Origin of the sequence: Pseudomonas sp. OST1909, assembly GCF_015277575.1 — a bacterium.
Lineage (GTDB): Bacteria > Pseudomonadota > Gammaproteobacteria > Pseudomonadales > Pseudomonadaceae > Aquipseudomonas > Aquipseudomonas synxantha_A.
This window is the reverse complement of record NZ_CP063780.1, coordinates 96,906-118,448: the sequence shown is the minus strand read 5'-3', so window position 1 is coordinate 118,448 and position 21,543 is coordinate 96,906. Positions and strand designations below refer to the sequence as shown.

At 59.1% G+C, this 21,543-nt stretch carries 16 protein-coding genes; 6 read left to right on the top strand and 10 right to left on the bottom strand.

Features of this window, described 5'->3' with window-relative positions:
* Nucleotides 1-34: 34 nt before the first annotated feature.
* On the top strand, nucleotides 35-1,573 hold the full coding sequence (locus tag IH404_RS00510) for a PLP-dependent aminotransferase family protein (protein ID WP_005792551.1): 1,539 nt from the start codon (nucleotides 35-37) through the stop codon (nucleotides 1,571-1,573).
* A 19-nt stretch (nucleotides 1,574-1,592) separates the two neighbouring features.
* Here the strand turns inward: IH404_RS00510 and IH404_RS00505 are convergent, their stop codons facing one another.
* The 7 genes from IH404_RS00505 to aspA all read right to left on the bottom strand — a co-directional run bounded on the left by IH404_RS00505 (nucleotide 1,593) and on the right by aspA (nucleotide 13,962).
* Nucleotides 1,593-6,197 (bottom strand): DUF6543 domain-containing protein, encoded by a 4,605-nt coding sequence (locus tag IH404_RS00505; RefSeq protein WP_194439615.1) that lies wholly within the window; start codon nucleotides 6,195-6,197, stop codon nucleotides 1,593-1,595.
* A 151-nt stretch (nucleotides 6,198-6,348) separates the two neighbouring features.
* Complete coding sequence (locus IH404_RS00500) at nucleotides 6,349-7,440, bottom strand: polyamine ABC transporter substrate-binding protein (RefSeq protein WP_005792549.1); 1,092 nt, start codon at nucleotides 7,438-7,440, stop codon at nucleotides 6,349-6,351.
* Nucleotides 7,437-8,471: a histone deacetylase family protein gene (locus IH404_RS00495; RefSeq protein ID WP_005792548.1), complete on the bottom strand. Its 1,035-nt coding sequence runs from the start codon at nucleotides 8,469-8,471 to the stop codon at nucleotides 7,437-7,439. The genes IH404_RS00500 and IH404_RS00495 overlap by 4 nt, the downstream gene beginning before the upstream one ends.
* A gap of 132 nt (nucleotides 8,472-8,603) precedes the next feature.
* Nucleotides 8,604-9,596, bottom strand: a complete 993-nt coding sequence (locus tag IH404_RS00490; RefSeq protein ID WP_005792547.1) for an AraC family transcriptional regulator — start codon at nucleotides 9,594-9,596, stop codon at nucleotides 8,604-8,606.
* A 49-nt stretch (nucleotides 9,597-9,645) separates the two neighbouring features.
* Nucleotides 9,646-10,623, bottom strand: a complete 978-nt coding sequence (locus IH404_RS00485) for an asparaginase (RefSeq protein ID WP_005792546.1) — start codon at nucleotides 10,621-10,623, stop codon at nucleotides 9,646-9,648.
* A gap of 76 nt (nucleotides 10,624-10,699) precedes the next feature.
* A complete protein-coding gene (locus IH404_RS00480; protein WP_194439613.1) occupies nucleotides 10,700-12,145 on the bottom strand; it encodes an alanine/glycine:cation symporter family protein in 1,446 nt (481 codons plus the stop codon).
* Nucleotides 12,146-12,537: 392 nt separating this feature from the next.
* On the bottom strand, nucleotides 12,538-13,962 hold the full coding sequence (gene aspA, locus IH404_RS00475) for an aspartate ammonia-lyase (RefSeq protein ID WP_003195657.1): 1,425 nt from the start codon (nucleotides 13,960-13,962) through the stop codon (nucleotides 12,538-12,540).
* A 183-nt stretch (nucleotides 13,963-14,145) separates the two neighbouring features.
* On the opposite strand from aspA, the gene IH404_RS00470 reads away from it, so the two are divergent.
* Nucleotides 14,146-15,057 carry a LysR substrate-binding domain-containing protein gene (locus IH404_RS00470; RefSeq protein WP_005792544.1) on the top strand — a complete coding sequence of 304 codons (912 nt, stop codon included), beginning with the start codon at nucleotides 14,146-14,148 and terminating at the stop codon, nucleotides 15,055-15,057.
* A gap of 60 nt (nucleotides 15,058-15,117) precedes the next feature.
* On the opposite strand, the gene IH404_RS00465 is transcribed toward IH404_RS00470, so the two are convergent.
* Nucleotides 15,118-16,986 carry a hypothetical protein gene (locus IH404_RS00465; protein WP_194439611.1) on the bottom strand — a complete coding sequence of 623 codons (1,869 nt, stop codon included), beginning with the start codon at nucleotides 16,984-16,986 and terminating at the stop codon, nucleotides 15,118-15,120.
* Between the two features lie 384 nt (nucleotides 16,987-17,370).
* Between IH404_RS00465 and purE the strand changes: the two genes are divergently transcribed.
* The 4 genes from purE (at nucleotide 17,371) to IH404_RS00445 (ending at nucleotide 19,924) form a co-directional block, all read left to right on the top strand.
* Entirely contained in the window at nucleotides 17,371-17,862 is a 492-nt protein-coding gene (purE, locus tag IH404_RS00460; RefSeq protein ID WP_003195648.1) for a 5-(carboxyamino)imidazole ribonucleotide mutase, read from the top strand.
* Nucleotides 17,863-17,873: 11 nt separating this feature from the next.
* Nucleotides 17,874-18,959, top strand: a complete 1,086-nt coding sequence (locus IH404_RS00455; protein ID WP_194439609.1) for a 5-(carboxyamino)imidazole ribonucleotide synthase — start codon at nucleotides 17,874-17,876, stop codon at nucleotides 18,957-18,959.
* A 105-nt stretch (nucleotides 18,960-19,064) separates the two neighbouring features.
* Nucleotides 19,065-19,310, top strand: a complete 246-nt coding sequence (locus IH404_RS00450) for a GlsB/YeaQ/YmgE family stress response membrane protein (RefSeq protein WP_005792540.1) — start codon at nucleotides 19,065-19,067, stop codon at nucleotides 19,308-19,310.
* Nucleotides 19,311-19,387: 77 nt separating this feature from the next.
* Entirely contained in the window at nucleotides 19,388-19,924 is a 537-nt protein-coding gene (locus tag IH404_RS00445; protein WP_032803754.1) for a DUF3299 domain-containing protein, read from the top strand.
* 57 nt (nucleotides 19,925-19,981) lie between these two features.
* Here IH404_RS00445 and IH404_RS00440 read toward each other — a convergent pair whose 3' ends face one another.
* Nucleotides 19,982-20,881, bottom strand: a complete 900-nt coding sequence (locus tag IH404_RS00440; protein WP_005792538.1) for a D-hexose-6-phosphate mutarotase — start codon at nucleotides 20,879-20,881, stop codon at nucleotides 19,982-19,984.
* A gap of 59 nt (nucleotides 20,882-20,940) precedes the next feature.
* Nucleotides 20,941-21,345 (bottom strand): acyl-CoA thioesterase, encoded by a 405-nt coding sequence (locus IH404_RS00435; RefSeq protein WP_003176975.1) that lies wholly within the window; start codon nucleotides 21,343-21,345, stop codon nucleotides 20,941-20,943.
* Between the last annotated feature and the right edge of the window lie 198 nt (nucleotides 21,346-21,543).

Sequence of the window (21,543 nt, the reverse complement as noted above, 5' to 3'; positions counted from 1 at the left end):
AAGAGCCATCTAGCCCTCATTTCATAGGTCCAATATGCCGCCCCTCATCCCCTCGATGTCGTTCGACCCTGCTGGCATCGAGTTGGATCGCCGCCAGGGCCTGACACGCCAGCTGTACGATGCGCTGCGCCAGCGCGTGCTGGATGGGCGACTGGTCAGTGGCACGCGCTTGCCTGCCACCCGTGATATGGCGGCGGCGTTGTCGATCTCGCGCAACAGTGTGGTACGCGCCTACGATCAGTTGTATGCCGAGGGGTTTATTGAAAGCCGGGTGGGAGACGGCACCTACGTCTCGCAGCTGCCCACAGCAAAAAAACTATCCACAAAACTATCCACAGGGTTTTCAACAGGCTTACCCACAGCCTTATCCACAAATCGTCTGGATAATGCGCGCACTCAGGCCAGTGAAGTTATCCACAGTGTTGGCCTGGACAGGGTCAAACATAATCATTTGGTTCAGCCTCCTTGTGGTCCGCCGCGGGCTTTTCGGGTGGGGGTACCGGCCTTCGATCTATTCCCTTTTGAGGTGTGGGCCAAGCTCAACGGGGCGTTCTGGCGCAAGCCGGACCTGGCGCAGTTGTGCTACGGCGACCCGGCCGGTGACCAACGTCTACGTGGCTTGATCGCCGCTTACCTGCGCACTGCGCGAGGTCTGCAGTGCACGACTGAGCAAATAGTGATCACCAGTGGCGCACAACAGGCAATCAGCCTTTGTGCACAGTTGCTGGTGGAGCCTGGGGATGGCGTGGCAGTGGAAAATCCGGGTTATCGCGCGGCAGGCCATGCCTTTGCGTTGGCAGGTGGCCGATTGCATGGCGTGCCGGTGGATGGCGATGGTATTGACTGCGAGGTCTTGAACCGCCTGAAGGATTGCCGGGTGACCTATGTCACGCCGTCCCATCAGTACCCGTTGGGCGTGGTGATGAGCCTGGCGCGGCGCCTGGAGTTGCTGGCCTGGGCCGAGCGTACTGGCGGCTGGATCGTCGAGGATGATTATGACGGTGAGTACCGTTACACCGGTGCGCCCCTGTCGCCACTGGCAGCGCTGGATCGCAATGGTCGAGTGCTGTACGTCGGCACCTTCGGCAAGGTGGCATTCCCGGCTTTGCGCCTGGGTTACCTGGTATTGCCGCCGGGTCTGGTAGAGGCCTTTACTCGGCGCCGCGCCGTGGACATGCGTCATTCCGAAGTCAGCACTCAGGCCGTAATGGCCGAATTCATGGCGGCGGGGCATTTCCAGCGCCACGTCCGGCGTATGCGCCGTGCGGCCCTGAGCCGCCGCAACGCTTTGTTGGTCGGCTGGCCCAGCGAACTGCCAGGCGTCGGCGCCTTGCCTAGCGTTGCGGCAGGCTTACACCTGACGGTGCGCGTGGACAGTCTGGCCCGTGAGCAAGCGCTGCTTGCCCAAGCCCGCGCGGTGGATGTCGAGATCAACGGCTTGAGCGGCTACTGGCTGGCAGATACCGGCCCACCATCGGACCAGCGTGCCGGACTGGTGCTGGGGTTCGCTGCCGTGCCTGAGGCGGCCATCGCACAGGCGCTGGCCCGCTTGCGTCGGGTGTGGCTGGCTTGAATACGATCCGGCACTGAGGTTACTTCACTTTGAAAAACAACCGCTGGGCCTGGTCCCGGTTTATTTCGCTGAGGTAGAACGCGGTTTTTTGCTGTTCGTTGAGGCCGTCAAGACTGTCGGCATCTACTCCCCGGGCGTGCTCTTGCGGGGTTTTCAGGCGCCCCCTGAGAAAAGCCCTGGCGGGCACCCATTCGGCCGAATAATGGAAGTGTGCATACCACAGCACAGTTTTATCACTGCGGTTACTCAGGGTGTACTCATCCAGGTAGACCTTGACAGGCCCTTTGAGCCGGCGGCGCTTGACGGTTCTCTTGATTACGATCTCGTTGTTTTGCTTAAGCCATTCCACGCTATTGATGGTGGGTGGGCGTTTCTTGATCATTTGCAGTTTCTGGCGAGCCGCCTCTTGATAGAGTGCCTGCGCCGCTTCGCCCAGTTGTTTGTTGACCAGAGCCGCAGAGCCCCCGTTGCTCTCGGTGGAGTTGCTTTGGGTCAGGGCCTGCTCAATGTTTGCAGAGGCCTGTTCCAGTTTTAACGCGTGCTCGTGGTACAGCCATTCGATGCCAGTAGCGCTGCGCTCCGGTTTGATCGCCTGTTGGCCAGTGCGCTGCTTGAAGGCCCCCAACCCGTCCAGAAGCTTCTGGGCCAGGCTGATACTGGTGGCGACGTCCAGAGTAGTGGTGGTAGTGGTCTCGACGGGATTGACGTGCTGCACCCACACACCTGGGGTTTTTTCGTGGAAGGTCGCCATGATCTGCTGGTTGAGAGGAGAGATGACATCCACCATGCCGGTTTCATCGCCGGCCTCTGTCAGTCGTGGTATTCCCACCAATACCCCGTTGTAGCGCGTGTGAATGATTTTTTGCTTTGCTCTTGGCGGTGTTAAAGGCGGCGTCGGGCGGCTTCTGAGCGTGTCCCGATCCGCGTGCAGCAGCTCCAGGCTACCCAGGGTTTCGCGGTAGAAATCGCGGATTTTTTCGCGCAGGGTCGTGATACGTGCAGGCAGCGCTGCGTCAGGAAACTCGTCGGGGAAATCCTGCAGGCGTTCGTCGATGATCTTGAACTGTTCGACCAGGCTGCCAAGGGTTTCGATGCGTTCATCCAAGCGCGCCTGGCTACGCTCCATCGACGTTTCATGCAAGGCCTGAATCGACAGGTTGGCGGTGTCGACGATGGTGTCAATGGCACTCCAGGCTGACGAGGCTGTGGCGATGCTGTCGCCGTCCAGGCATAAGTTGCGCGCCAAAGACACTTGCAAGGCCCTGAGGTCGCGGGCGGTGTAGCTTGGCAATTGACTCCGGTAGTTGCGAATTTGCTCGAATCCCAGCTCACCCAGCGCTTTGAGTTGGGTAAGCCGCGATTGGCTGTAGTTCAGGCGCTGGATCATGTCCTGGCTCAATTCGCTCATGATGCGGGCATCGTCGATATGACGTTCCTCTGGATGGCTGATTTGATGTTCGACCTGGTCCAGCACGGTTTTGAGTTTAGGTGTGAAGGCGACTTGCGCTTCGGTGATACCGGTCCGGGTCAGCTCCAGTTGGGCGTTCACGTAGCGGATTGCGTGTTGCTGATAGTCCGCGCTGGGCGAGAACGTATTCAATATCTTGAGCTGTTGCAGTGCCTTCTCGTAGTCGCTGCTCTGGCTCTTGAGTTTTTGCAGGTAGGTTTGGCGGCTGACTTCGGATGAAGTGGATGACGCGGTGTCCGACATCGCCAGATGGGCCTGCTGCAACTCCAATTGCGCAGTGGGTTTGTTTTGTTCAAATAGCGTCAGGCGTCTTTTGGCTTCTATCGCGTTGATCTCAGCTTTGGATTTTGACTGTTCCTGCAGCTGCTTGGAACCGGCGCCGCGCAGGCGCAGACGAGTGTCGATGAACCATTGGCCCTGAGCGTTGTGAATCAACGCAGGTCCTGTTCGACCGGGCTGCTTCGGGTCGATGATGACTACCGCTTCATCTTCACCGGCACTGACCTCAAACCAGCGTTCCCCCACAGGGGCGTAGTACTTTTGTGCCTGATGAAAGAGATGCTGGTACTGGTTTTTTGCGGTTTGCGCCGCGCCGAGGCCTTGCGGTTTGCTGACCTTGAAGCTGTCGAGCACGGTTGCGAGTTCGCTGGGTATGCGCTTGATTGCGCCGCTGGTGTGCAGGTGCGGTAAATGTGTGGCCGGCAACTCCTTGGTCAGGGTCACCTCTTGTTTGATCGTGACCTGCTTTGTGCTGGTCGCTTTGGTCCGCTTTGGCGTGGTCTTGCGTGGGTAGCCGGTACGGTGGCTGCGGCTGGCGGCGTGCAACGTGATCGCCATGCCGAGGTTCAACAGGACATCGGTGAGTGCCGACCACTCGGCTTGTTTTTCGTCGTGGTCATGCGCTTGCACAAAGGTTTGCAGCTGATCGACCACCTGCCAGATCCAGGCGCCCGTGCCGATGGTGCGCCCCAGAAACGGCAGCACCCCATTGAAGATCACCCAGCCTGCGTGTTTAAAGGTCGCCCAACGGCTTTCGGCGTTGGACACCGATTGGCGGTCGGCCAGTTCTATCAGGGCCTGGGCATTGGCCTTGAACATTGTGGTGAATCGATCACCGTTGAGTACTTCGGTGCCCAAGGTCATTGGCCCGCTCATGGTCCATAGCTTGTCGGGCTCCACCAGGTAATCGGCGACCGCCCAAGGTGAAGGCAGCGAGCCGGGAAATACATAGTTGGTATAGTCGCTGCGGACCGCATCCGGCAGCCAGGCCAAGACCGACTCGCACAAGCTGCTCGATTGCGCGATCGTATAGATGAGGTTGGCCGGCGACGGGAACTGCATCAGGGCCGGCGTGAACAGCGGCCGGTACAAAAGGCATGGCCCGGCCGCCGGGTCTTCGGGGCCTATCACGTACATGTTGGCGACCGTGTCCACAGAGGTATCCGTGCGCCGGGTGGGCACGAAGGCCAAGGGCCTGAGTACGATGGTTTGCCCGTCCACTTTGCTGTCAGTGGCCTTTTCTTGCATCACGGCGGTCACATAACGGTAGCCACGCTCGTCAATGTTGTCTTCCTGGCGGATCTTGGCCTGCAAGGCCTGCATCGGCAGTTGGATACGCAGGTGTTGGCTATATAGCGTATTACGGCGTGCAGATTCCCGAGTGTCATCCAGCAGCTTTTCCTTGATCAGCGCAGGGTAGGTACGGCCAATATCGGCATCGGTGGCCAGCGATTCAAAATAGGCAGGGGTCATCCACTCAGGCAGGTTTGAACCATTGCTGGTCTTGACGACTTTGTTACCGACGGGCACTGCAATCAGGTTTTGCAGGGCCAGTTCAACCAGGCTGAACCTGTTGCTCTCAACCTGGCCCGGGACGACGAAAGTGCCCCACACGACCGGGCTCTCTATTTGCAGGAAGATCTTCTCCAAGGGCAGGTTAGTGCTATCCGGGTGGTCCTTGATCACCTTTGCCTTGATGACCTTCAACGCGTACGCCTCGATAGTAGGGACGTCGTCCAGGAACGACCGACCGGCATTCTGGTTATGCAGCGCGGCGAGGTCTTTGAGGTGCCGAGCATAGAAATTCGAGTCGCTGGGTGAAGCATTTGTCAGCCAGTCGGGCATCTGCTCGCGGTACCAGGCCAGATCCGGGCTGCTTTGCGCAGGCGGCGGGGCAGCAGCAGGTGGCGTGCCCAGTGCCATATCGACGTTGTTGGTTTTGCGCAGGTCGGAGAAGTCGATTTCAGCGATGGTATCGATCTGCAATGACACCAATGCACAGGCTTGGTGATCAAAGAAATTGCCATCCGGTTCAAACAGACGCCATTGGATTTGCGGGTCCGTGACAGAGCCCGACAGGTGCGCGGGCAAGGATTGGCCCAGGAGCTCCAGCGAAGGAAACTTTTCATAACCCTTGAGCAGCGAATGCGTGAGGACTGTGGTTTTGCCTTCGTGTTCGCCGATCAATACCGCGATGATCACATCATTGACGTGCTTGACCTGCCCTTCATCGTCGACTCGGTCGATATCAACCAGGCAAGCCCTGAGCTTGTAGAGGTCGTTGCCCTTTCTGTCGGCTTTGTCGGGGTGAGTGAACAGGGCGCGAGCCATGGCACACTCGGTGGCGGTCCAGTCATCGGCGGCCTCGACATTCCACACCGTGCGCAGCAGGTTCGACAGCTCGTGCCAATGTGGGCCGCTGCCGTTGGTTTGATTCCAATAGTTGATCGTTTGTTGCTGATAGGCCCGCAGCATCGAGGGCGCCAGTTGGTTGATGGTCTTGGCGATTTCATTCACGCGCACGGGCAGGTGTACTGCCGGCTCGATGATCGGTTGCTGCGTGAGAAAGTGCTCGCCCTGAAGGTACAAGATCGGCACCGCCAGCACTGCCTGCCTGGCAAGGATGTCACTCAGAGCCTGGTACTCGGTGGGGCCGGCGCTGACCCGGTCGTCATCCAGGTTCCAGGTGGGCGTTGCGAGCATGACGGTGTCCGGGTCGATATCCAGCGTCGGGTACTGCTCCTGTAGCGCCTCGCGCAGCAGCAGGGTTGCAGTCTCCCTGAACGAAGGACCTGTAGAGAATTGGGTGAGCAGCGCTATGCGTGCATCCTGACGTGATGTGTTCGAGGGCGTGGTCGTTGAAGCGGGGGCGTTCATGGTGAGGCTTCCCTGTCTGGCCGTTTGGTGGAACCAGCCCTGAGGTCAAGGCTAGAAATTTCCATGCTAGGGCGCGGCCACACAGAGAGGCGGTGCTTAGATAGGCCACCTTCACAAGCGCATTCGAAGGTACACGTCAAACCAAGGTGCTTCAGGTGCCGGATTTGATCCTGGTCCAAGCCCTTGTCCTGGCGCGTTCGGCTTTGCTGTCCAGGGGGATGAGGGTGTAGAGCGTGGCCATGGCGGTGTCGGTCGGGTACAGGTTGGGGTTGTGGCGAATGGCCGGGTCGACCCTCTCGGTAGCGTCCTTGTTTGGGTTGGGGTACCCGACGAAGTCACTGATGGGTGCGATCACTGTGGGTTGCAGCAGGTAGTTGATGAAGGTGTAGGCGTCGTCCGGGTTTTTGGCGCCTTTGGGAATGGCGAGCATGTCGAACCAGATCGGCGCGCCTTCCTTGGGCAGGCGCATGTCCACGGTCACGCCATTCTTGGCGTCTTTGGCACGGTTGGCGGCTTGGGAAAAACTGCCGGAATAGCCCACCGCCACGCAAATATCCCCGTTGGCGATGTCGGCCATGTATTTGGAGGAGTGAAAGTAAGTGATATACGGGCGGATCTTTATCATCAGCGCTTCGGCCTTGTCGTAGTCCTTGGGATTGTCGCTGTTGGGGTCCAGGCCAAGGTGTTGTAACGCCAGGGGCAGGATTTCCGAGGGCGAGTCCAGCAGTGCGACGCCGCATTGCTTGAGCTTGCTGAGGTTTTCCTCCTTGAAGATCAGGTCCCAGCTGTCCACGGCGGCGTTGTCGCCCAGGGCTGCCTTGACCTTGGCTGGGTTGAAGCCGATCAGGATGGTGCCGTACATGTAGGGCACGGCGTATTGATTGCCGGGGTCGTTGGCTTCGATCAGCTTCATCAGCTTGGGGTCCAGGTGTTTCCAGTTGGGCAACTGGCTTCGATCCAGGGGCTGGAACACACCGGCTTCGATCTGCTTGGCCAGGAACACATTGGACGGCACCACCACGTCATAGCCGGAGTTGCCGGTGAGCAACTTGGCTTCCAGGGCTTCGTTGGTGTCGAAGATGTCATACACCAACTTGATCGACGGGTGCTGGGCCTTGAAGTCTTCCAGCGCCTTGGGCGTGATGTAGTCGAACCAGTTGTAGACCTTCAGGGTTTTTTCTTCGGCCTGGGCTGCGCCACTGACAACCACGGCGCACAGGGCGAGCGACTTGAGTATGTTCATTGGGCTGCTTCCTCGAAACCTTCCAGCACGTTGACGGCGTTGATTCCGATTTCCTCCACTGCGTAGCCGCCTTCCATCACGAACAGCGTGGGCTTGCCCAGGCGGGCAATGCGCGCGCCCATGGCCAGGTAGTCCGGGCTGTCGAGCTTGAACTGCGAGATAGGGTCGTCCTTGAAGGTGTCCACGCCCAGGGACACCACGATGATGTCGGCGGCGTAGCGCTCGATCTCTGTGCAGGCTTGTTCAAGCGCTGCGCTCCAAGCCTCCCAGCCTGCACCTGCGGGTAGCGGGTAATTGAAGTTGAAACCTTCTCCGATGCCTTCTCCCTGCTCATCTGCATACCCGAGGAAGAACGGAAACTCTGCCTCCGGATGGCCGTGGATCGAGGTGAACAGCACGTCGTTGCGTGGGTAGAAAATCGACTGCGTGCCGTTGCCGTGGTGGTAATCCACGTCGAGGATCGCGACCTTTTTGCAGCCCTGATCAAGGAACGCCTGGGTCGCGATGGCTGCGTTGTTTAGGTAGCAATAACCGCCCATCAAATCGCTGGCGGCATGATGCCCGGGCGGGCGGCACAGCGCGAAGGCACTGTGGGCGCCCTGCGCGATGGCGGCCTGGGCTGTGAGGGCGACTTGCGCGGCGCTGTAGGCCGCTTGCCAGGTGCCGGCGGTGATCGGCGCGCCACCGTCGAAACTGTAATAACCCAATTGGCCGTGCAGGCTGGTGGGCATCACGCGGCGCAAGGTGCGGGCGGGCCAGGTGTAGGGCAACAGGTCACCGTCCTGGCCGTATTCGGTCCAGCGTTGCCAGGCGCCCTTGAAGAAGTCCAGATAGTCGCGGCTATGAACGCGTTGCAGCGGCGCCAAGCCGAAATCCTGCGGTGCCTGCACCGGTCCCAGTTCCCGCGCCTTGACCCGTTGCAGCACGTGGTCGGCACGCGAGGGCATTTCAAAGCAGGGCATCAGTTGCCCGTCCATCAGTTCACAACGGCCGTGGTGCAGGTGGTGATCGTCCGAGTAGATCGTCAGCATTTGTTGTTCTCCGCAGGCTGTATCGGTGTATGCAGTCTTGCGGTGGGCGCGGTTTATGAGAACGTCAGGAGCGGCCAAAAGGGGATCAATATGGCCAAAGTGTGTGTCCGCAATTCGCCCCTCATTGGCGCGTCATGCACGAAATTGGCTCGGCGTTACGCCGCTCCAGCGCACGAAGGCATGCCTGAAACTCGCCGTTTCGCTGAACCCCAGCGTCTCGGCAATTCGGTGGATCGGCCACAGGTTCTCAGCCAACAACTGTTTGGCGCGTTCAAAGCGCAACTCATCGAGCAGTTCCTGATAGCTGCAGCCCAGGTCATGCAGGTGCCGGCGCAGGGTGCGCGCCGAACAGTTCATCTGCTGCGCCAGGCCATCGAGCCCAGGGGCGGCGTGCAGTTGTGCGGCCAGCAACTGGCGGATTCGCCCCAGCCAGGCCTCGCGCCCGGTGAATTCGGTATTTTGTTTGCGGCAACGTTCGACCATGGCCTGGTGGGTGACCGTGTCGGCCAGGGGCAACGGTTGGGCAAGCCAGCGTTTATCAAAGGCGAACGCGTTGGCGATAGCCTGAAACTGTAGCGGGCAGTCGAAGCTCTCGGCGTAGCGCGCCTGATAATCCGGCGCGTCGTGCTCAAAACGGGCGCCCAGCAAGGGCAGGGGATGGCCGAGCAGGTCGTCACAGATGACCTTCAGTGATCCCAGACACAACTCGACATTGAAGGCGGTCAGGGCCGGGTTTTCGCGGTAGTCGCCGGCCGTGAACCAGATACGTTCGCCGTCTTCCTCCAGGCTCAGTTCGAAGAGTGTTCCCAACAGCGCCGGATACCGCAGGGCCAGGTGCAAAGCGTCACCGAAAGTGGCACTGGTGAGCAGGGCATAGCCCAGTATGCCGTAGGAAGAAACATGCATACGCCGGCCAACGATCAGGCCGATATCGCGCTGACGGGCCACGGCATTGGCGCACACTTGCATCTCTTGGTGCGTGGCGATGCGCGTGTCGGCGCGGCTCAAGTCCGCCGCGCAGATGCCGCTGCCGGCCAGCAACGCTTCGTGGGGCAAGCCTTCGGCCTCGAAGGTACTGAGTACCAAGGACACGGCATTGAGGGTGGTGAGGTGGGAGTGCAGCATGGGAACTTCCAGCCAGGAGAGGCTGGAAGTAGAGCAAGTTACATGCCGGTCAGCTCAGTTCGCCGCACAGGTCCAATTCCACCAGGCGACGGATTTCGCTGGTCTCCAGCCCGGCACCGAGCAGGGCGTTGAGCTTGCCGAACGCTGCCTCGCGGGTCATGCCGCCACCGGACAGTACGCCCACATCGCGCAGGCGGCTGCCGGCCTCGTAGACGTCCAGCTCTACACCGCCTTCATGGCATTGGGTGATAGCAACCACCACCACATCCTGGTCCTGCGCACGTTGAAGGCTGGCCAGGAAGGCTGGGTTGTCACTTGGCCCGGTGCCGCTGCCGAAGCACTCCAGTACCAACGCCTGAATGCCGCTGCCGATTACGGCGTCCAGTTGCGCGGCATCAATACCCGGCACCAACGGCAGCACGGCGACATTCGCCAAGGCTTTGGGCTGACGGTAATCCAGCGCGGCCGGCAGGGACTCGGCGCGGGCAATGCCACCCTGGCGTTGCAAGGTCGCAAACGGATTGCGCCCGAAACTGCGAATTTTTGCGCAACGGGTCGGCGCCATCAGCGCGCCGTGGAAGTACAGGTGTACACCCGCTGCCAGGCCTTCGCCCAATGCGGCCAAAGCACCGCTGACATTTTCCCAGGCATCGCTGTCCGGCACGCCGGCCGGCAACATCGAGCCGGTGAACACCACCGGTGCGGGCAAGCCCAGCAATTGGAAACTCATGGCCGCCGCGCTGTACGCCAGGGTGTCGGTGCCGTGCAGGATCAGCACCGCGTCGCAGCCGTCGTCCACGGCTTCAACCACGGCGGTACGCAGGCGCTGCCAGTAGGCAGGGGTCATGTTGGCGCTGTCGATCAGTGGCGACATTTCCTGGAAGCGCCACGCGGGCACTGGCGCGTCGGCAAGCTGTTCGCGCATACGCGCCTCAAAACCTGAAGCGGGCGCCAGGCCATTGGCGCTGGCCTGCATGCCGATGGTGCCGCCGGTGTAGAGCACCATCACGTTGTTAGCTGGTTGCATGAGAAATCTCCTGAACGAAAAACGCCGCCGGGCCCAGAGCATGCCCAAGGCCGGGCGGCGTGTCATCTAGCGGTGATCAACGTTGCGCTTGAGCGCTCAGTTCAGCCGAGGGTGCTGCTTCAGGCTTCACCGGATTGGCCGGCCAGGCCTTGCGGTCCAGGTCCAGGTCGGGGAACTGGCTGGAATCGAACACCGGAGTCTTGATGCCCGCCGCGCGCTGGTTGTCGTAGTCGTTGAGGATGCGCATGGCGATCTTGAACAGGAACGCCAGGGCGAACAGGTTGACGAAGGCCAGCATGGTCATGGTGATGTCGGCGAAGGCGAACACGGTGCTCAGGTTCTCGATCGAACCCCAGAAAATCAGCACCAGCACCAGTGCGCGATAGCCCATCAGCACCTTGCGGTTATTGCCGACCAGAAAGCGCAGGTTGCTCTCGCCCAGGTAGTAGTTGTACATGATCGAGGTGAACACGAACAACGCCAGGGCCACCGAGATGAACATGCGGCCCCAGTCACCGACCACCGCCGCCAGGGAGTTCTGGGTCAGGGCAATACCGTCGCCTTCAAAACCCGGGGTGTAGAAACCGGAGAGCAGGATCAGCAATGCGGTGCAGGTGCAGATGATGAACGTGTCGAGGAACACACTGAACGCCTGCACCACGCCTTGGGCAATCGGATGTTCTACCGAAGCCACCGCCGCAACGTTGGGTGCGCTGCCCAGGCCGGCCTCGTTGGCGAACACGCCGCGCTTCACACCCATGATGATCGCGCTACCGACCAGGCCGCCGAAGGCTTGGTCAAGGCCAAAGGCGCTCTTGACGATGGTCGCGAGCATGGCCGGCACGTGGTCGAATTGCAGCACGATTACGTACAGGGTCACGGCGATGTAGACCAGGGTCTTGACCGGCACCAGCAGGTCGGCAATCGAAGCAATACGCTTGATCCCGCCAATGAACACCAGGCCCAGCAACACCGCCAGCGCCAGGCCGGTGTAAGTGGTATCCAGACTGAAGGCGTTGTTCAGCGAGTGGGTCACGGCGTGGGCTTGCAGGCCGTTGAAGGCAAAACCGAAGGTCACCAGCAGCAGGAACGCCATGACCATCCCCAGCCAACGCTTCTGCAGGCCGTGCTGGATGTAATAGGCCGGGCCGCCGCGATAGGTGCCTTCAGCGTCGGTGCGCTTGTACAACTGGCCGAGGGAGCACTCGATAAAGCTCGAAGACATGCCCACCAGCGCGGTGACCCACATCCAGAACACCGCCCCCGGACCACCCAGGGTCACAGCAATACCGACACCCGCGATGTTACCGGCACCCACGCGGCCGGCCAGGCTGAGCATCAGCGCCTGGAACGAGCTGAGTTGACCGGCGCTGCTCTTGAGGCTGTCTTTAAACACCGAGAACATGTGGAAAAAGTGACGCAATTGAACGAAACGCGAGCGGATCGTGAAATAACCGCCGAGCCCGACTATGAGCACGATCAGTACTTTCCCTGAGAGGAAGTCGTTGATGACTTCGAGCATGGAGTGTTCCTCGCTGATTTTTCTGATGGCAAACGCAGGACGGTCCGACGCATCGCTCAGCACCAGGCAGTGCACGACGCTTCGATCCCCATCCTTTTGCGGGTGTTGTTATTCATGCGGTTTCGCGTGGTACCCGGGCCTCGTTACCGATGGCCGCAGACGCGAGAGGGGCGGCACTATACCTAGGCGAGACTGATCCGTCTGCACGGGCTGATTAAAGGTTTCAGCCACGCGGTGGCAAGCAAGGTGGGTTTGCAGGGCGATATTGGAGTTTTTATGGGCTTCATTTCACAACCTTGAGGCAAAAAAAAGGGCCTGAAGAACGAGCCTTCAGGCCCTCAAAAGGTGAGAGGTGTCTAGTCCCTCAGCCTGGTGAGCGGTGCAACAAACGCTTAGGCCTTCAGCGGGACCAAGCGTGGAGCGATCATGTTTTCCGGGCGCAGGATGTCGTCGAGCATGGCGTCGTCGAGCAAGCCTTCTTCACGCACCAGTTCCAGCACGCCGCGGCCGCTTTCAAGAGCGATACGCGCGATGCGGGTGGCGTTTTCATAGCCGATGTAGGGGTTCAGCGCGGTGACCAGGCCGATGGAGTGCTCCACCAGTTCGCGGCAGCGTGCTTCGTTGGCGGTGATGCCGACGATGCAATGCTCGCGCAGCATGTCCATGGCGCGTTGCAGCAGGCGGATCGAGTCGAAGATCTTGAAGGCGATCAGCGGCTCCATCACGTTCAGTTGCAGTTGGCCGCCTTCGGCTGCCATGGTCAGGGCCAGGTCGTTGCCGATGACCTGGAATGCCACCTGGTTAACGGCTTCCGGAATCACCGGGTTGACCTTGCCGGGCATGATCGAGCTGCCTGGCTGGCGCGCCGGCAGGTTGATCTCATTGATGCCGGTGCGTGGGCCGCTGGACAGCAAGCGCAAGTCGTTGCAGATCTTCGACAGCTTCACCGCGGTACGCTTGAGCATGCCCGAGAACAGCACGAAGGCGCCCATGTCGGAGGTGGCTTCGATCAGGTCAGCCGCCGGTACCAGCGGCTGGCCGCTGATGGTGGCCAGGCGTTGGACGGCCAGGGCCTGGTAGCGTGGGTCGGCGTTGATGCCGGTGCCGATGGCGGTGCCGCCCAGGTTCACTTCGGTGAGCAGCTCCGGCGCCAGGGTCTTCAGGCGCGCCAGGTCTTCACCCAAGGTGGTGGCGAAGGCGCGGAATTCCTGGCCGAGGGTCATCGGCACGGCGTCTTGCAATTGGGTGCGGCCCATTTTCAGTACATGGCTGAACTCGGCGCCTTTGGCGGCGAACGCCTGGATCAGGCTGTCGAGGCTGGCCAGCAGCGCGTCATGGCCCAGCAGCAGACCCAAGCGGATCGCGGTCGGGTAGGCGTCGTTGGTCGACTGCGCCATGTTCACGTCGTTGTTGGGGTGCAGGTATTGGTATTCGCCTTTCTGATGGCCCATGGCCTCCAGCGCGATGTTGGCGATGACTTCGTTGGCATTCATGTTGGTTGAAGTGCCAGCGCCGCCTTGAATCATGTCCACCACGAACTCTTCGTGGAAATCGCCGCGGATCAGGCGGGCACAGGCTTCGCTGATGGCAGCGTGCTTGGCTTCGCTGAGCTGGCCCAATTCGCGGTTGGCGTCAGCTGCTGCTTGCTTGACCATTGCCAGGCCGACCACCAATTTCGGGTAATGCGAAATCGGAACGCCCGAGAGGCGGAAGTTGTTCACCGCTCGCAGGGTCTGGATGCCGTAATACGCTTGAGCAGGTACTTCGAGTACGCCAAGCAGGTCTTTTTCTGTACGGAAAGATGCAGCAGAGGACATGACGGAAATCATCTCGATATGGACCCGGAACTGGCCGGAACGCTGCGAATGCTAGGCTTGTAGAAGTTTTTGGGCCAATGCTGTTAAACACTGGGCTATGCACAAACGGCATAATGTGGATGTGACCCAGCCATGATGGCGGGCGTGTGTGCCAAAATGGTGCATTCGGCGTGGGAGGCAATGATGAACCTTGAAAGCAAATGGCTGGAAGACTTCAGCGCCCTGGCGGCGACCCGCAGCTTTTCCCAGGCTGCGGAACGGCGCTTTGTGACCCAGCCGGCGTTCAGCCGGCGTATCCGCAGCCTGGAAGCCGCGTTGGGCCTGACCCTGGTCAACCGCTCGCGCACGCCCGTGGAGCTGACAGCGGCGGGGCAGTTGTTCCTGGTGACGGCGCGCACCGTGGTCGAACAGCTCGGTGAAGTACTGCGGCATTTGCATCACCTGGAAGGCGGGCAGGGTGAAGTCATGCAAGTGGCTGCCGCCCACTCCCTGGCACTGGGCTTCTTCCCGCGCTGGATCGCGCAACTGCGCAACGAGGGTTTGAACATCGCCACCCGACTGGTCGCCACCAACGTCGGCGATGCGGTGCACGCCCTGCGTGAAGGCGGCTGTGACCTGATGCTGGCGTTCTACGATCCGGACGCGGCGATGCAGATGGACGCGGAAATCTTCCCGTCGCTGCATCTGGGCAACACCGAGATGCTCCCGGTGTGCGCCGCCGATGCCGATGGCAAACCGCTGTTCGATCTGGAAGGTGAGGGCAGTGTGCCGTTGCTGGCCTACAGTGCTGGTGCGTTCCTGGGGCGTTCGGTGAACCTGTTGCTCCGCCAACGCGCCCTGCGTTTTACCACCGTGTACGAAACCGCCATGGCTGACAGCCTCAAAAGCATGGCGCTGGAAGGCTTGGGGATTGCCTGGGTGCCGCAGTTGAGTGTGCGTGCCGAACTGGCGCGTGGCGAACTGGTGGTGTGCGGCGGCCCGCAATGGCATGTGCCGCTGGAGATTCGTCTGTATCGCTGCGCGTTGGTGCGCAAGGCGAACGTGCGGTTGCTGTGGCGCAAGTTGGAGGGTGGGGCGGCGAGTCCTGGAGGTTGAAAAAGATGAAGGCCGCGGGGTTGGACCTTCACCTTTATTTGGATGGGCAGCGGCGATCAATCAATCGAACTGGCCAAGGTAGGTTTTGATGGTTTCTCTGTTTCTGTCGCTAAATCGATAGGCATTGAGGCGCAAAACTGAGAATTCGTCATTTACGTGCATGGTTGTTTCGTTCCACCAGCCATTGTAGATGATCTCTCCTGCGTCATGCTCCGCACCCAGCATGTGCCCTACTTCATGTGCGGCCGTTCGGTAGTTTTGGAGCGTCGCGATTGCAAATTGACCTCCAATTTCATTGACGAACCCCCGTGCCTCACTTGGGACCGGGATATGGCGAGTGAGCAGGATGAACTTGTCAAGGGGGGACGTGGTTTGCGATGTTTTATTTAAATATTCAGTCACCGCATTCACCCATCGGGTGCTGGCGTCGAGAGTGGTGTCCGAGTGGTATTTGAACTTATACAGTTCGGGTGCGGACTCTTTTTTTATTTCTATGAGTTCAACAGTGCGACCTGATAATTGTTCAATTTCATCAATCACCCAAGAAAAATAATATTCTTTTATTGAGGCAAAGGTGTATGTTTTGAGTGACCATTTAAAATAAAGGTCCGATAAAAATTGCCAGGTGTTAAATTCAAGATCCTGATGAAGAATGATGTGAAGTTTTATCGGTCGTAATGGCTTTTTCTCGTTTTCTGCGATTGCGCTAGGAGGCGTCTCCGGTACGTTAGCGGGTTGATTATTCTCTGGTGCTCCTGCGGTTATTTGGTTTTTTTTCCAGGCCTCCAATGCAGGAAGCGCATGGTTCTTCAGACACTCGCCGAAAAAATCGAAATCTCGGTGATTTATCCAATAACGACGAAGGGTGTTCTGCAAGTGTTCGGGCGGGATGGGCGGGTGATCCGCCACTGACCACATATGGATGAGATTCTGTTTTTGTTGGTCGATCAGCCCCTGGATGTAGTCACTGAAGAATAATTGATCCGTTGAAAAGCTGGCCAGGCGAATGTTCTGCTCATCCAATTTCCTTTGAGTGATCAAGCGATGAGTGGCAGCGCGTTGACTGAAGGCGATGCACGGGAATAGTGGGTTTTTTTCTATCTGCGGATTGATAAGATAAATAGCCAGATAGGCCTTTACCATGGCAACAGAATCAAATTGCTGTATTTTCATTCGGGGCATATACAGCACGCAGGGATTCTTGTCACCGATGTGGTTTTCAGGTTTCAGTGTGATCAAAAAGGCGCCGGTGAGCGGAATGTCAGGCTGGGATTCTGACGCTGGTAGTGTAAGCGATATCTTATAGAAGCACACCGCGGGTACGATGTTTAAATCTGCAAGGCGTAAAAGTAAAGAAGCACTTTCCAGGTTAAGAGAGCTATCCGCTGTTCTCACGCTTCTGGCGCACTGTAATTGGACGGCCATGGCGTTGGCGACATAGTCTTTGTTGGTGAGTGGCAATGCTTTATGAGGGGCGGTCCAGAAGTTATCGACCAGATCCAGGTAATAGTTGATGCCCTTGAGTTTAAACAGGACTGCGTGGATTACAGTTTGATAGTCGATTGATAGCAGATGTGGCCTGGGGCCTCCTGTGCTGAGAAAAACGCAGTCACTGTTGTAGCTTGTCGGTGCCGAATCGAAGAATAGTATTGAATGGATAATAGCGATCAGTTTATTTTCGCTCGGTATTGGCGCATTGTCTGAGAACGCTTGCGAGGTGAGGAAGACAATCTCATCGAGCGTGGCCTCATGCAAGAATGGTTCGAGGGCTTGGTTCAGTAATGCGAATGCACTCGTTATGAAGTCGGGGAAATCAGCCAGTGTGTCTCTTACGTTTTCGTTAAACCTGCGCAATATAAATGCCGGCAAGGGCATTTCCATCGTTATGATGCTTTCAGCCGATGGCTGGTCAGGGGTAGGGAGCGTCATACTTGTTATCCTTAACATTCTATTTAAAGGGTTTTATAAAACCGTTAATAGAATAAAGTTCTCGTTATAAGGTGTCTTGACGATTAAGCATCAGAGGTTGTCGTAACCGTCTACCGTTTACCGAATAAAAATCAAAAAGGAGGCGAAGATGTTTTGCTTGTAGAGGGGGCTCGGTTTGTTGACCCGCAAGACAAGACGGTGTGTTTTAACCGTGTAAGACAGATGGTCATCTCAGGGGCTGTTTATCTGGATTATTACGGTATACTGCGCGGCCTTCGGCCGGTCCAACCGGCCTTAATTCGTACACCAAGCCACGCCGGATTTCCCGCGTGGCTTGTTGTTTTTTGACGCGCCTGCGGGCGCCCAGAGAGAAGAGGCACGACGATGAGTGCATTGGTTGGCGTGATCATGGGCTCCAAGTCCGATTGGTCCACCCTTAGCCACACCGCCGATATGCTGGAAAAACTCGGCATTCCGTATGAAGTGAAGGTGGTCTCTGCCCACCGCACCCCGGATTTGCTGTTCCAGTATGCCGATGAAGCAGAATCCCGTGGCATCGAGGTGATCATCGCCGGTGCCGGCGGTGCGGCGCACCTGCCAGGCATGTGTGCGGCCAAGACCCACCTGCCTGTCCTGGGCGTGCCGGTGCAGTCGTCAATGCTCTCGGGCGTGGATTCGCTGTTGTCCATCGTGCAGATGCCGGCTGGCATTCCGGTGGCAACCCTGGCGATCGGCAAGGCCGGTGCGATCAACGCAGCCTTGCTGTCGGCCAGCATCCTGGGCGCCAAGCACCCGCAGTTTCATGCGGTGCTGAAAAAATTCCGTGCTGAGCAGACAGACAGCGTGCTGGACAATCCAGACCCACGCATCGCCTGAGGTTGTTATTGATGAAAATCGGAGTAATCGGTGGCGGCCAATTGGGCCGTATGCTGGCCCTGGCGGGTACGCCGCTGGGCATGAACTTCGCCTTCCTGGACCCTGCGCCGGACGCCTGCGCCGCAGCCCTGGGTGAACACCTGCGTGCTGACTACAGCGACCCGGACCACCTGCGCCAACTGGCCGATGAAGTCGACCTGGTGACCTTCGAATTCGAAAGCGTCCCGGCCGAAACCGTGGCCTTCCTGTCCCAGTTCGTGCCTGTGTACCCGAGCGCCGAAGCCCTGCGCATCGCTCGCGACCGCTGGTTCGAAAAAAGCATGTTCAAGGAGCTGGGCATCCCGACACCGGCCTTCGCCGATATCCAGTCCCAGGCAGATCTGGATGCGGCCGTCGCCAGCATCGGCCTGCCTGCGGTGTTGAAAACCCGCACCCTGGGTTACGACGGCAAGGGTCAGAAAGTCCTGCGCACCGCGGCCGATGTGGTCGGTACCTTTGCCGAGCTGGGAAGCGTTGCCTGTCTGCTGGAAGGCTTCGTGCCGTTCACCGGCGAAGTCTCGCTGATCGCCGTACGCGCCCGTGATGGCGAAACCCGCTTCTATCCGTTGGTGCACAACACCCACGTCAACGGTATTTTGAAAGTGTCGGTAGCCAGTACTGACCATCCGCTGCAGGTCCTGGCCGAAGATTATTCCAGCCGTGTGCTCAAGCAGTTGGATTACGTTGGCGTGATGGCGTTCGAGTTCTTTGAAGTCGACGGTGGCCTCAAGGCCAACGAAATCGCCCCGCGTGTGCACAACTCCGGGCACTGGACCACTGAAGGCGCCGAATGCAGCCAGTTCGAAAACCACCTGCGGGCCGTGGCGGGCTTGCCGTTGGGCTCCACGGCCAAGGTCGGCGAGAGCGCCATGCTCAACTTCATCGGCGTGGTACCGCCGGTTGAGCGGGTGATTGCCATCGATGATTGCCACCTGCATCACTACGGCAAGGCGTTCAAGGCCGGACGCAAAGTCGGCCACGCCAACCTGCGCTGCAAGGATCGTGCGACGCTGCAAGCGCAGATTCTCAAGGTTGAGGCGTTGATCGCCGAACAATAAGCCTGGCCACGGCGGGAACCATTGGGGCTCGCCGTCTCTCTGATTGCAGGATGCCAAAGCCTGACTAGGCTTTGGCATGACTCATACCAATCAGAGGGAAATGCCATGGGTATCATCGGAACCATTTTTATCGGCTTGATCGTCGGCCTGCTGGCGCGCTTCCTCAAGCCTGGCGACGACAGCATGGGCTGGATCATGACCATCCTGCTGGGTATCGCAGGTTCGCTGGCGGCCACCTACGGCGGTCAGGCCCTGGGGATCTACCAGGCAGGCCAGGGCGCGGGCTTCATCGGCGCGCTGGTAGGTGCCATCGTGTTGCTGGTGATCTACGGCCTGATCAAAAAGAAGTAATCAGCCGACAAAGTCCTCTGCGCTGCGCAGGCGCAGAGGGCTAGAATGCTCGGCACTTGTATTTGCAGAGCCTCTCCATGCGCCGTCTATTCTTGACTCTCCTCCTGCTGGGCTCTGGCCTGGCGCACGCTGGCGAACTGCCGGAAACCGACTGGCTCGACCTGATGCCGCTTTCGGACCAGAAAGCCCTCGAAGCCATGCCCGAGATCGACCATAACTCCCCCGAAGCCCAAGGCACGTTCACCGAAAAGGGTGGCTTGAAGCAGAGCAAGGGCCTGCCTGCGGTGATGTATTCCACCAAGACCGTGGCGGCCATGAACGGCAAGAATATCCGCATTGGTGGGTATCCGGTGCCATTGGAAACCGATGCCAAAGGCCGCAGCACGCTGTTCTTCCTGGTGCCGTATCCGGGCGCCTGCATCCATGTGCCGCCACCGCCGCCTAACCAACTGGTGCTGGTGCGGTATCCCAAGGGGTTGAAGCTGGATGATATCTACACGCCGCTATGGGTCACGGGCACGTTGAAGGTGGAGAAGGTCAATAACGACTTGGCGGATGCAGCGTATGCGCTGGAGGCGGGGAAGGTGCGGGTGGTGAAGGAGTCCGATCTCTAAAGCCCAACACATAACCAATGTGGGAGGGGGCTTGCTCCCTCCCACATTTGATTGGGTTTACAAGGTGATACTGGTGATGCTCACGCCCAGAGTGTGGCTTTCACCGGCCGCCAGGCTTACCACATCATCCAGCACATTCGCCGTCTCGATGCACAACATGCCCTGCCAGCCATCGTCAGCCATGTCATCAAGTGCCTTGGCCCGTTCGGTCCAGGGGTTCCAGATCACAGTGGACTTCGAGCCTTCGCTGGTGAGTTGGACGCGGCGCTGCCAGTCTTTATCGACAATGCTCAACTGCGCCGGTGTATCCAGGTAGATGCGATCGGTTTCGCCAGTGAAGTGCAGCAGCCCGGCTTGCTGCTTCTCGGTCCACCCATCAGCAGTATCGATATAGGCCAAGCCATCCACCCCCTCGACCTGCACGTTGCGCACGTCGCTCACAGCGAAGTAGGTGTGCAGTGCCTGGCTGAAGGTCACGGTGTCGGTGCCGCGGTTGTGGCTGGTGAGGCGGATATGCAGTTGGTCGTCCAGCAGCAGGCTCAACTTCAAGTCGACCTTATGGGGCCAGCCGGGGAAGCCGTTCGCAGGAGTCGGCAGCACCAGCTCGATACGCAGGGCTTCACCTTCGATTGCCGTCCCGGCCAACTCCCAGAGCGCGGTGCGCACAAAGCCGTGGGCGCCGGCAGGCTGATCGCTTTGGCGCATGGCTTTTACACTCTGCGGGTTACGGTCGAAAACACCAAACCACGGCCAGCACACCGGCACGCCGGTACGGATGCCTTTGCCCCGCTTGAACACCGCCGCAGGGTTCGGCCAGATCAGTGGCTGTTCGCCCTCGCGCTGGTAACTGAAGATATGCGCACCCTGTTGGGCCACCATCAGCTCGGCGCCGTTGTGGCGGATGCGCCAGCAGTCCAGCTCGTCGATTTTCATCGTCTCAACGTGGGGCGTAGGCATAACAAAGCTCTCTCAAGTGGCAGGCAATGGGGCAATTGACCGTTAAAACCCGGCGAGGTTTAACGCGCCCGTGACGGTACCGAACGGGTGCGACCGCTGCCGTCGATGGCGACGAACACAAATACCGCCTCGGTGACCTTGCGCCATTCGCTGGACAGCGGGTCATCGCTCCACACTTCGACCATCATCTGGATCGAGCTGCGACCAATTTCCAGAGCCTGGGTATAGAAGGAAAGCTGTGCACCCACGGCTACCGGTACCAGGAAGGCCATGCGATCAATGGCGACGGTGGCTACGCGCCCGCCGGCGACCTTGCTGGCCATTGCCGTGCCTGCCAGGTCCATCTGCGCGACCAGCCAGCCGCCGAAGATATCGCCAAAACCATTGGTTTCACGCGGCAGTGCAGTGATTTGCAGGGCGAGATCGCCTTGCGGGATAGGATCTTCTTGTTCGAGTTCGATCATGCCGAGGGTGCCTCTGACCCGTGACGCTTCATGGGTATTTGAAGTGGATAGCCGTCTTCTGGAAAAACGTTTCAGCACCAACATACACCGCTCGATGCGTTTCTCGTAAGGCGAACTAAAGGGAAACTCTGCCAAATCGGCTGGATGGTACCCAACAACGTTTTGGCACAGCAGCCCCTCAAGACAGCGGGTCTGGCG

What these genes read in the sequence shown, in the direction of transcription:
- IH404_RS00440 (WP_005792538.1), bottom strand. Translation starts at nt 20,881, where the DNA reads ATGCCTACGCCCCACGTTGAGACGATGAAAATCGACGAGCTGGACTGC.
- aspA (WP_003195657.1), bottom strand. Translation starts at nt 13,962, where the DNA reads ATGTCCTCTGCTGCATCTTTCCGTACAGAAAAAGACCTGCTTGGCGTA.
- IH404_RS00450 (WP_005792540.1), top strand. Translation starts at nt 19,065, where the DNA reads ATGGGTATCATCGGAACCATTTTTATCGGCTTGATCGTCGGCCTGCTG.
- IH404_RS00435 (WP_003176975.1), bottom strand. Translation starts at nt 21,345, where the DNA reads ATGATCGAACTCGAACAAGAAGATCCTATCCCGCAAGGCGATCTCGCC.
- IH404_RS00480 (WP_194439613.1), bottom strand. Translation starts at nt 12,145, where the DNA reads ATGCTCGAAGTCATCAACGACTTCCTCTCAGGGAAAGTACTGATCGTG.
- IH404_RS00495 (WP_005792548.1), bottom strand. Translation starts at nt 8,471, where the DNA reads ATGCTGACGATCTACTCGGACGATCACCACCTGCACCACGGCCGTTGT.
- IH404_RS00500 (WP_005792549.1), bottom strand. Translation starts at nt 7,440, where the DNA reads ATGAACATACTCAAGTCGCTCGCCCTGTGCGCCGTGGTTGTCAGTGGC.
- IH404_RS00490 (WP_005792547.1), bottom strand. Translation starts at nt 9,596, where the DNA reads ATGCTGCACTCCCACCTCACCACCCTCAATGCCGTGTCCTTGGTACTC.
- IH404_RS00470 (WP_005792544.1), top strand. Translation starts at nt 14,146, where the DNA reads ATGAACCTTGAAAGCAAATGGCTGGAAGACTTCAGCGCCCTGGCGGCG.
- purE (WP_003195648.1), top strand. Translation starts at nt 17,371, where the DNA reads ATGAGTGCATTGGTTGGCGTGATCATGGGCTCCAAGTCCGATTGGTCC.
- IH404_RS00465 (WP_194439611.1), bottom strand. Translation starts at nt 16,986, where the DNA reads ATGACGCTCCCTACCCCTGACCAGCCATCGGCTGAAAGCATCATAACG.
- IH404_RS00510 (WP_005792551.1), top strand. Translation starts at nt 35, where the DNA reads ATGCCGCCCCTCATCCCCTCGATGTCGTTCGACCCTGCTGGCATCGAG.
- IH404_RS00455 (WP_194439609.1), top strand. Translation starts at nt 17,874, where the DNA reads ATGAAAATCGGAGTAATCGGTGGCGGCCAATTGGGCCGTATGCTGGCC.
- IH404_RS00505 (WP_194439615.1), bottom strand. Translation starts at nt 6,197, where the DNA reads ATGAACGCCCCCGCTTCAACGACCACGCCCTCGAACACATCACGTCAG.
- IH404_RS00485 (WP_005792546.1), bottom strand. Translation starts at nt 10,623, where the DNA reads ATGCAACCAGCTAACAACGTGATGGTGCTCTACACCGGCGGCACCATC.
- IH404_RS00445 (WP_032803754.1), top strand. Translation starts at nt 19,388, where the DNA reads ATGCGCCGTCTATTCTTGACTCTCCTCCTGCTGGGCTCTGGCCTGGCG.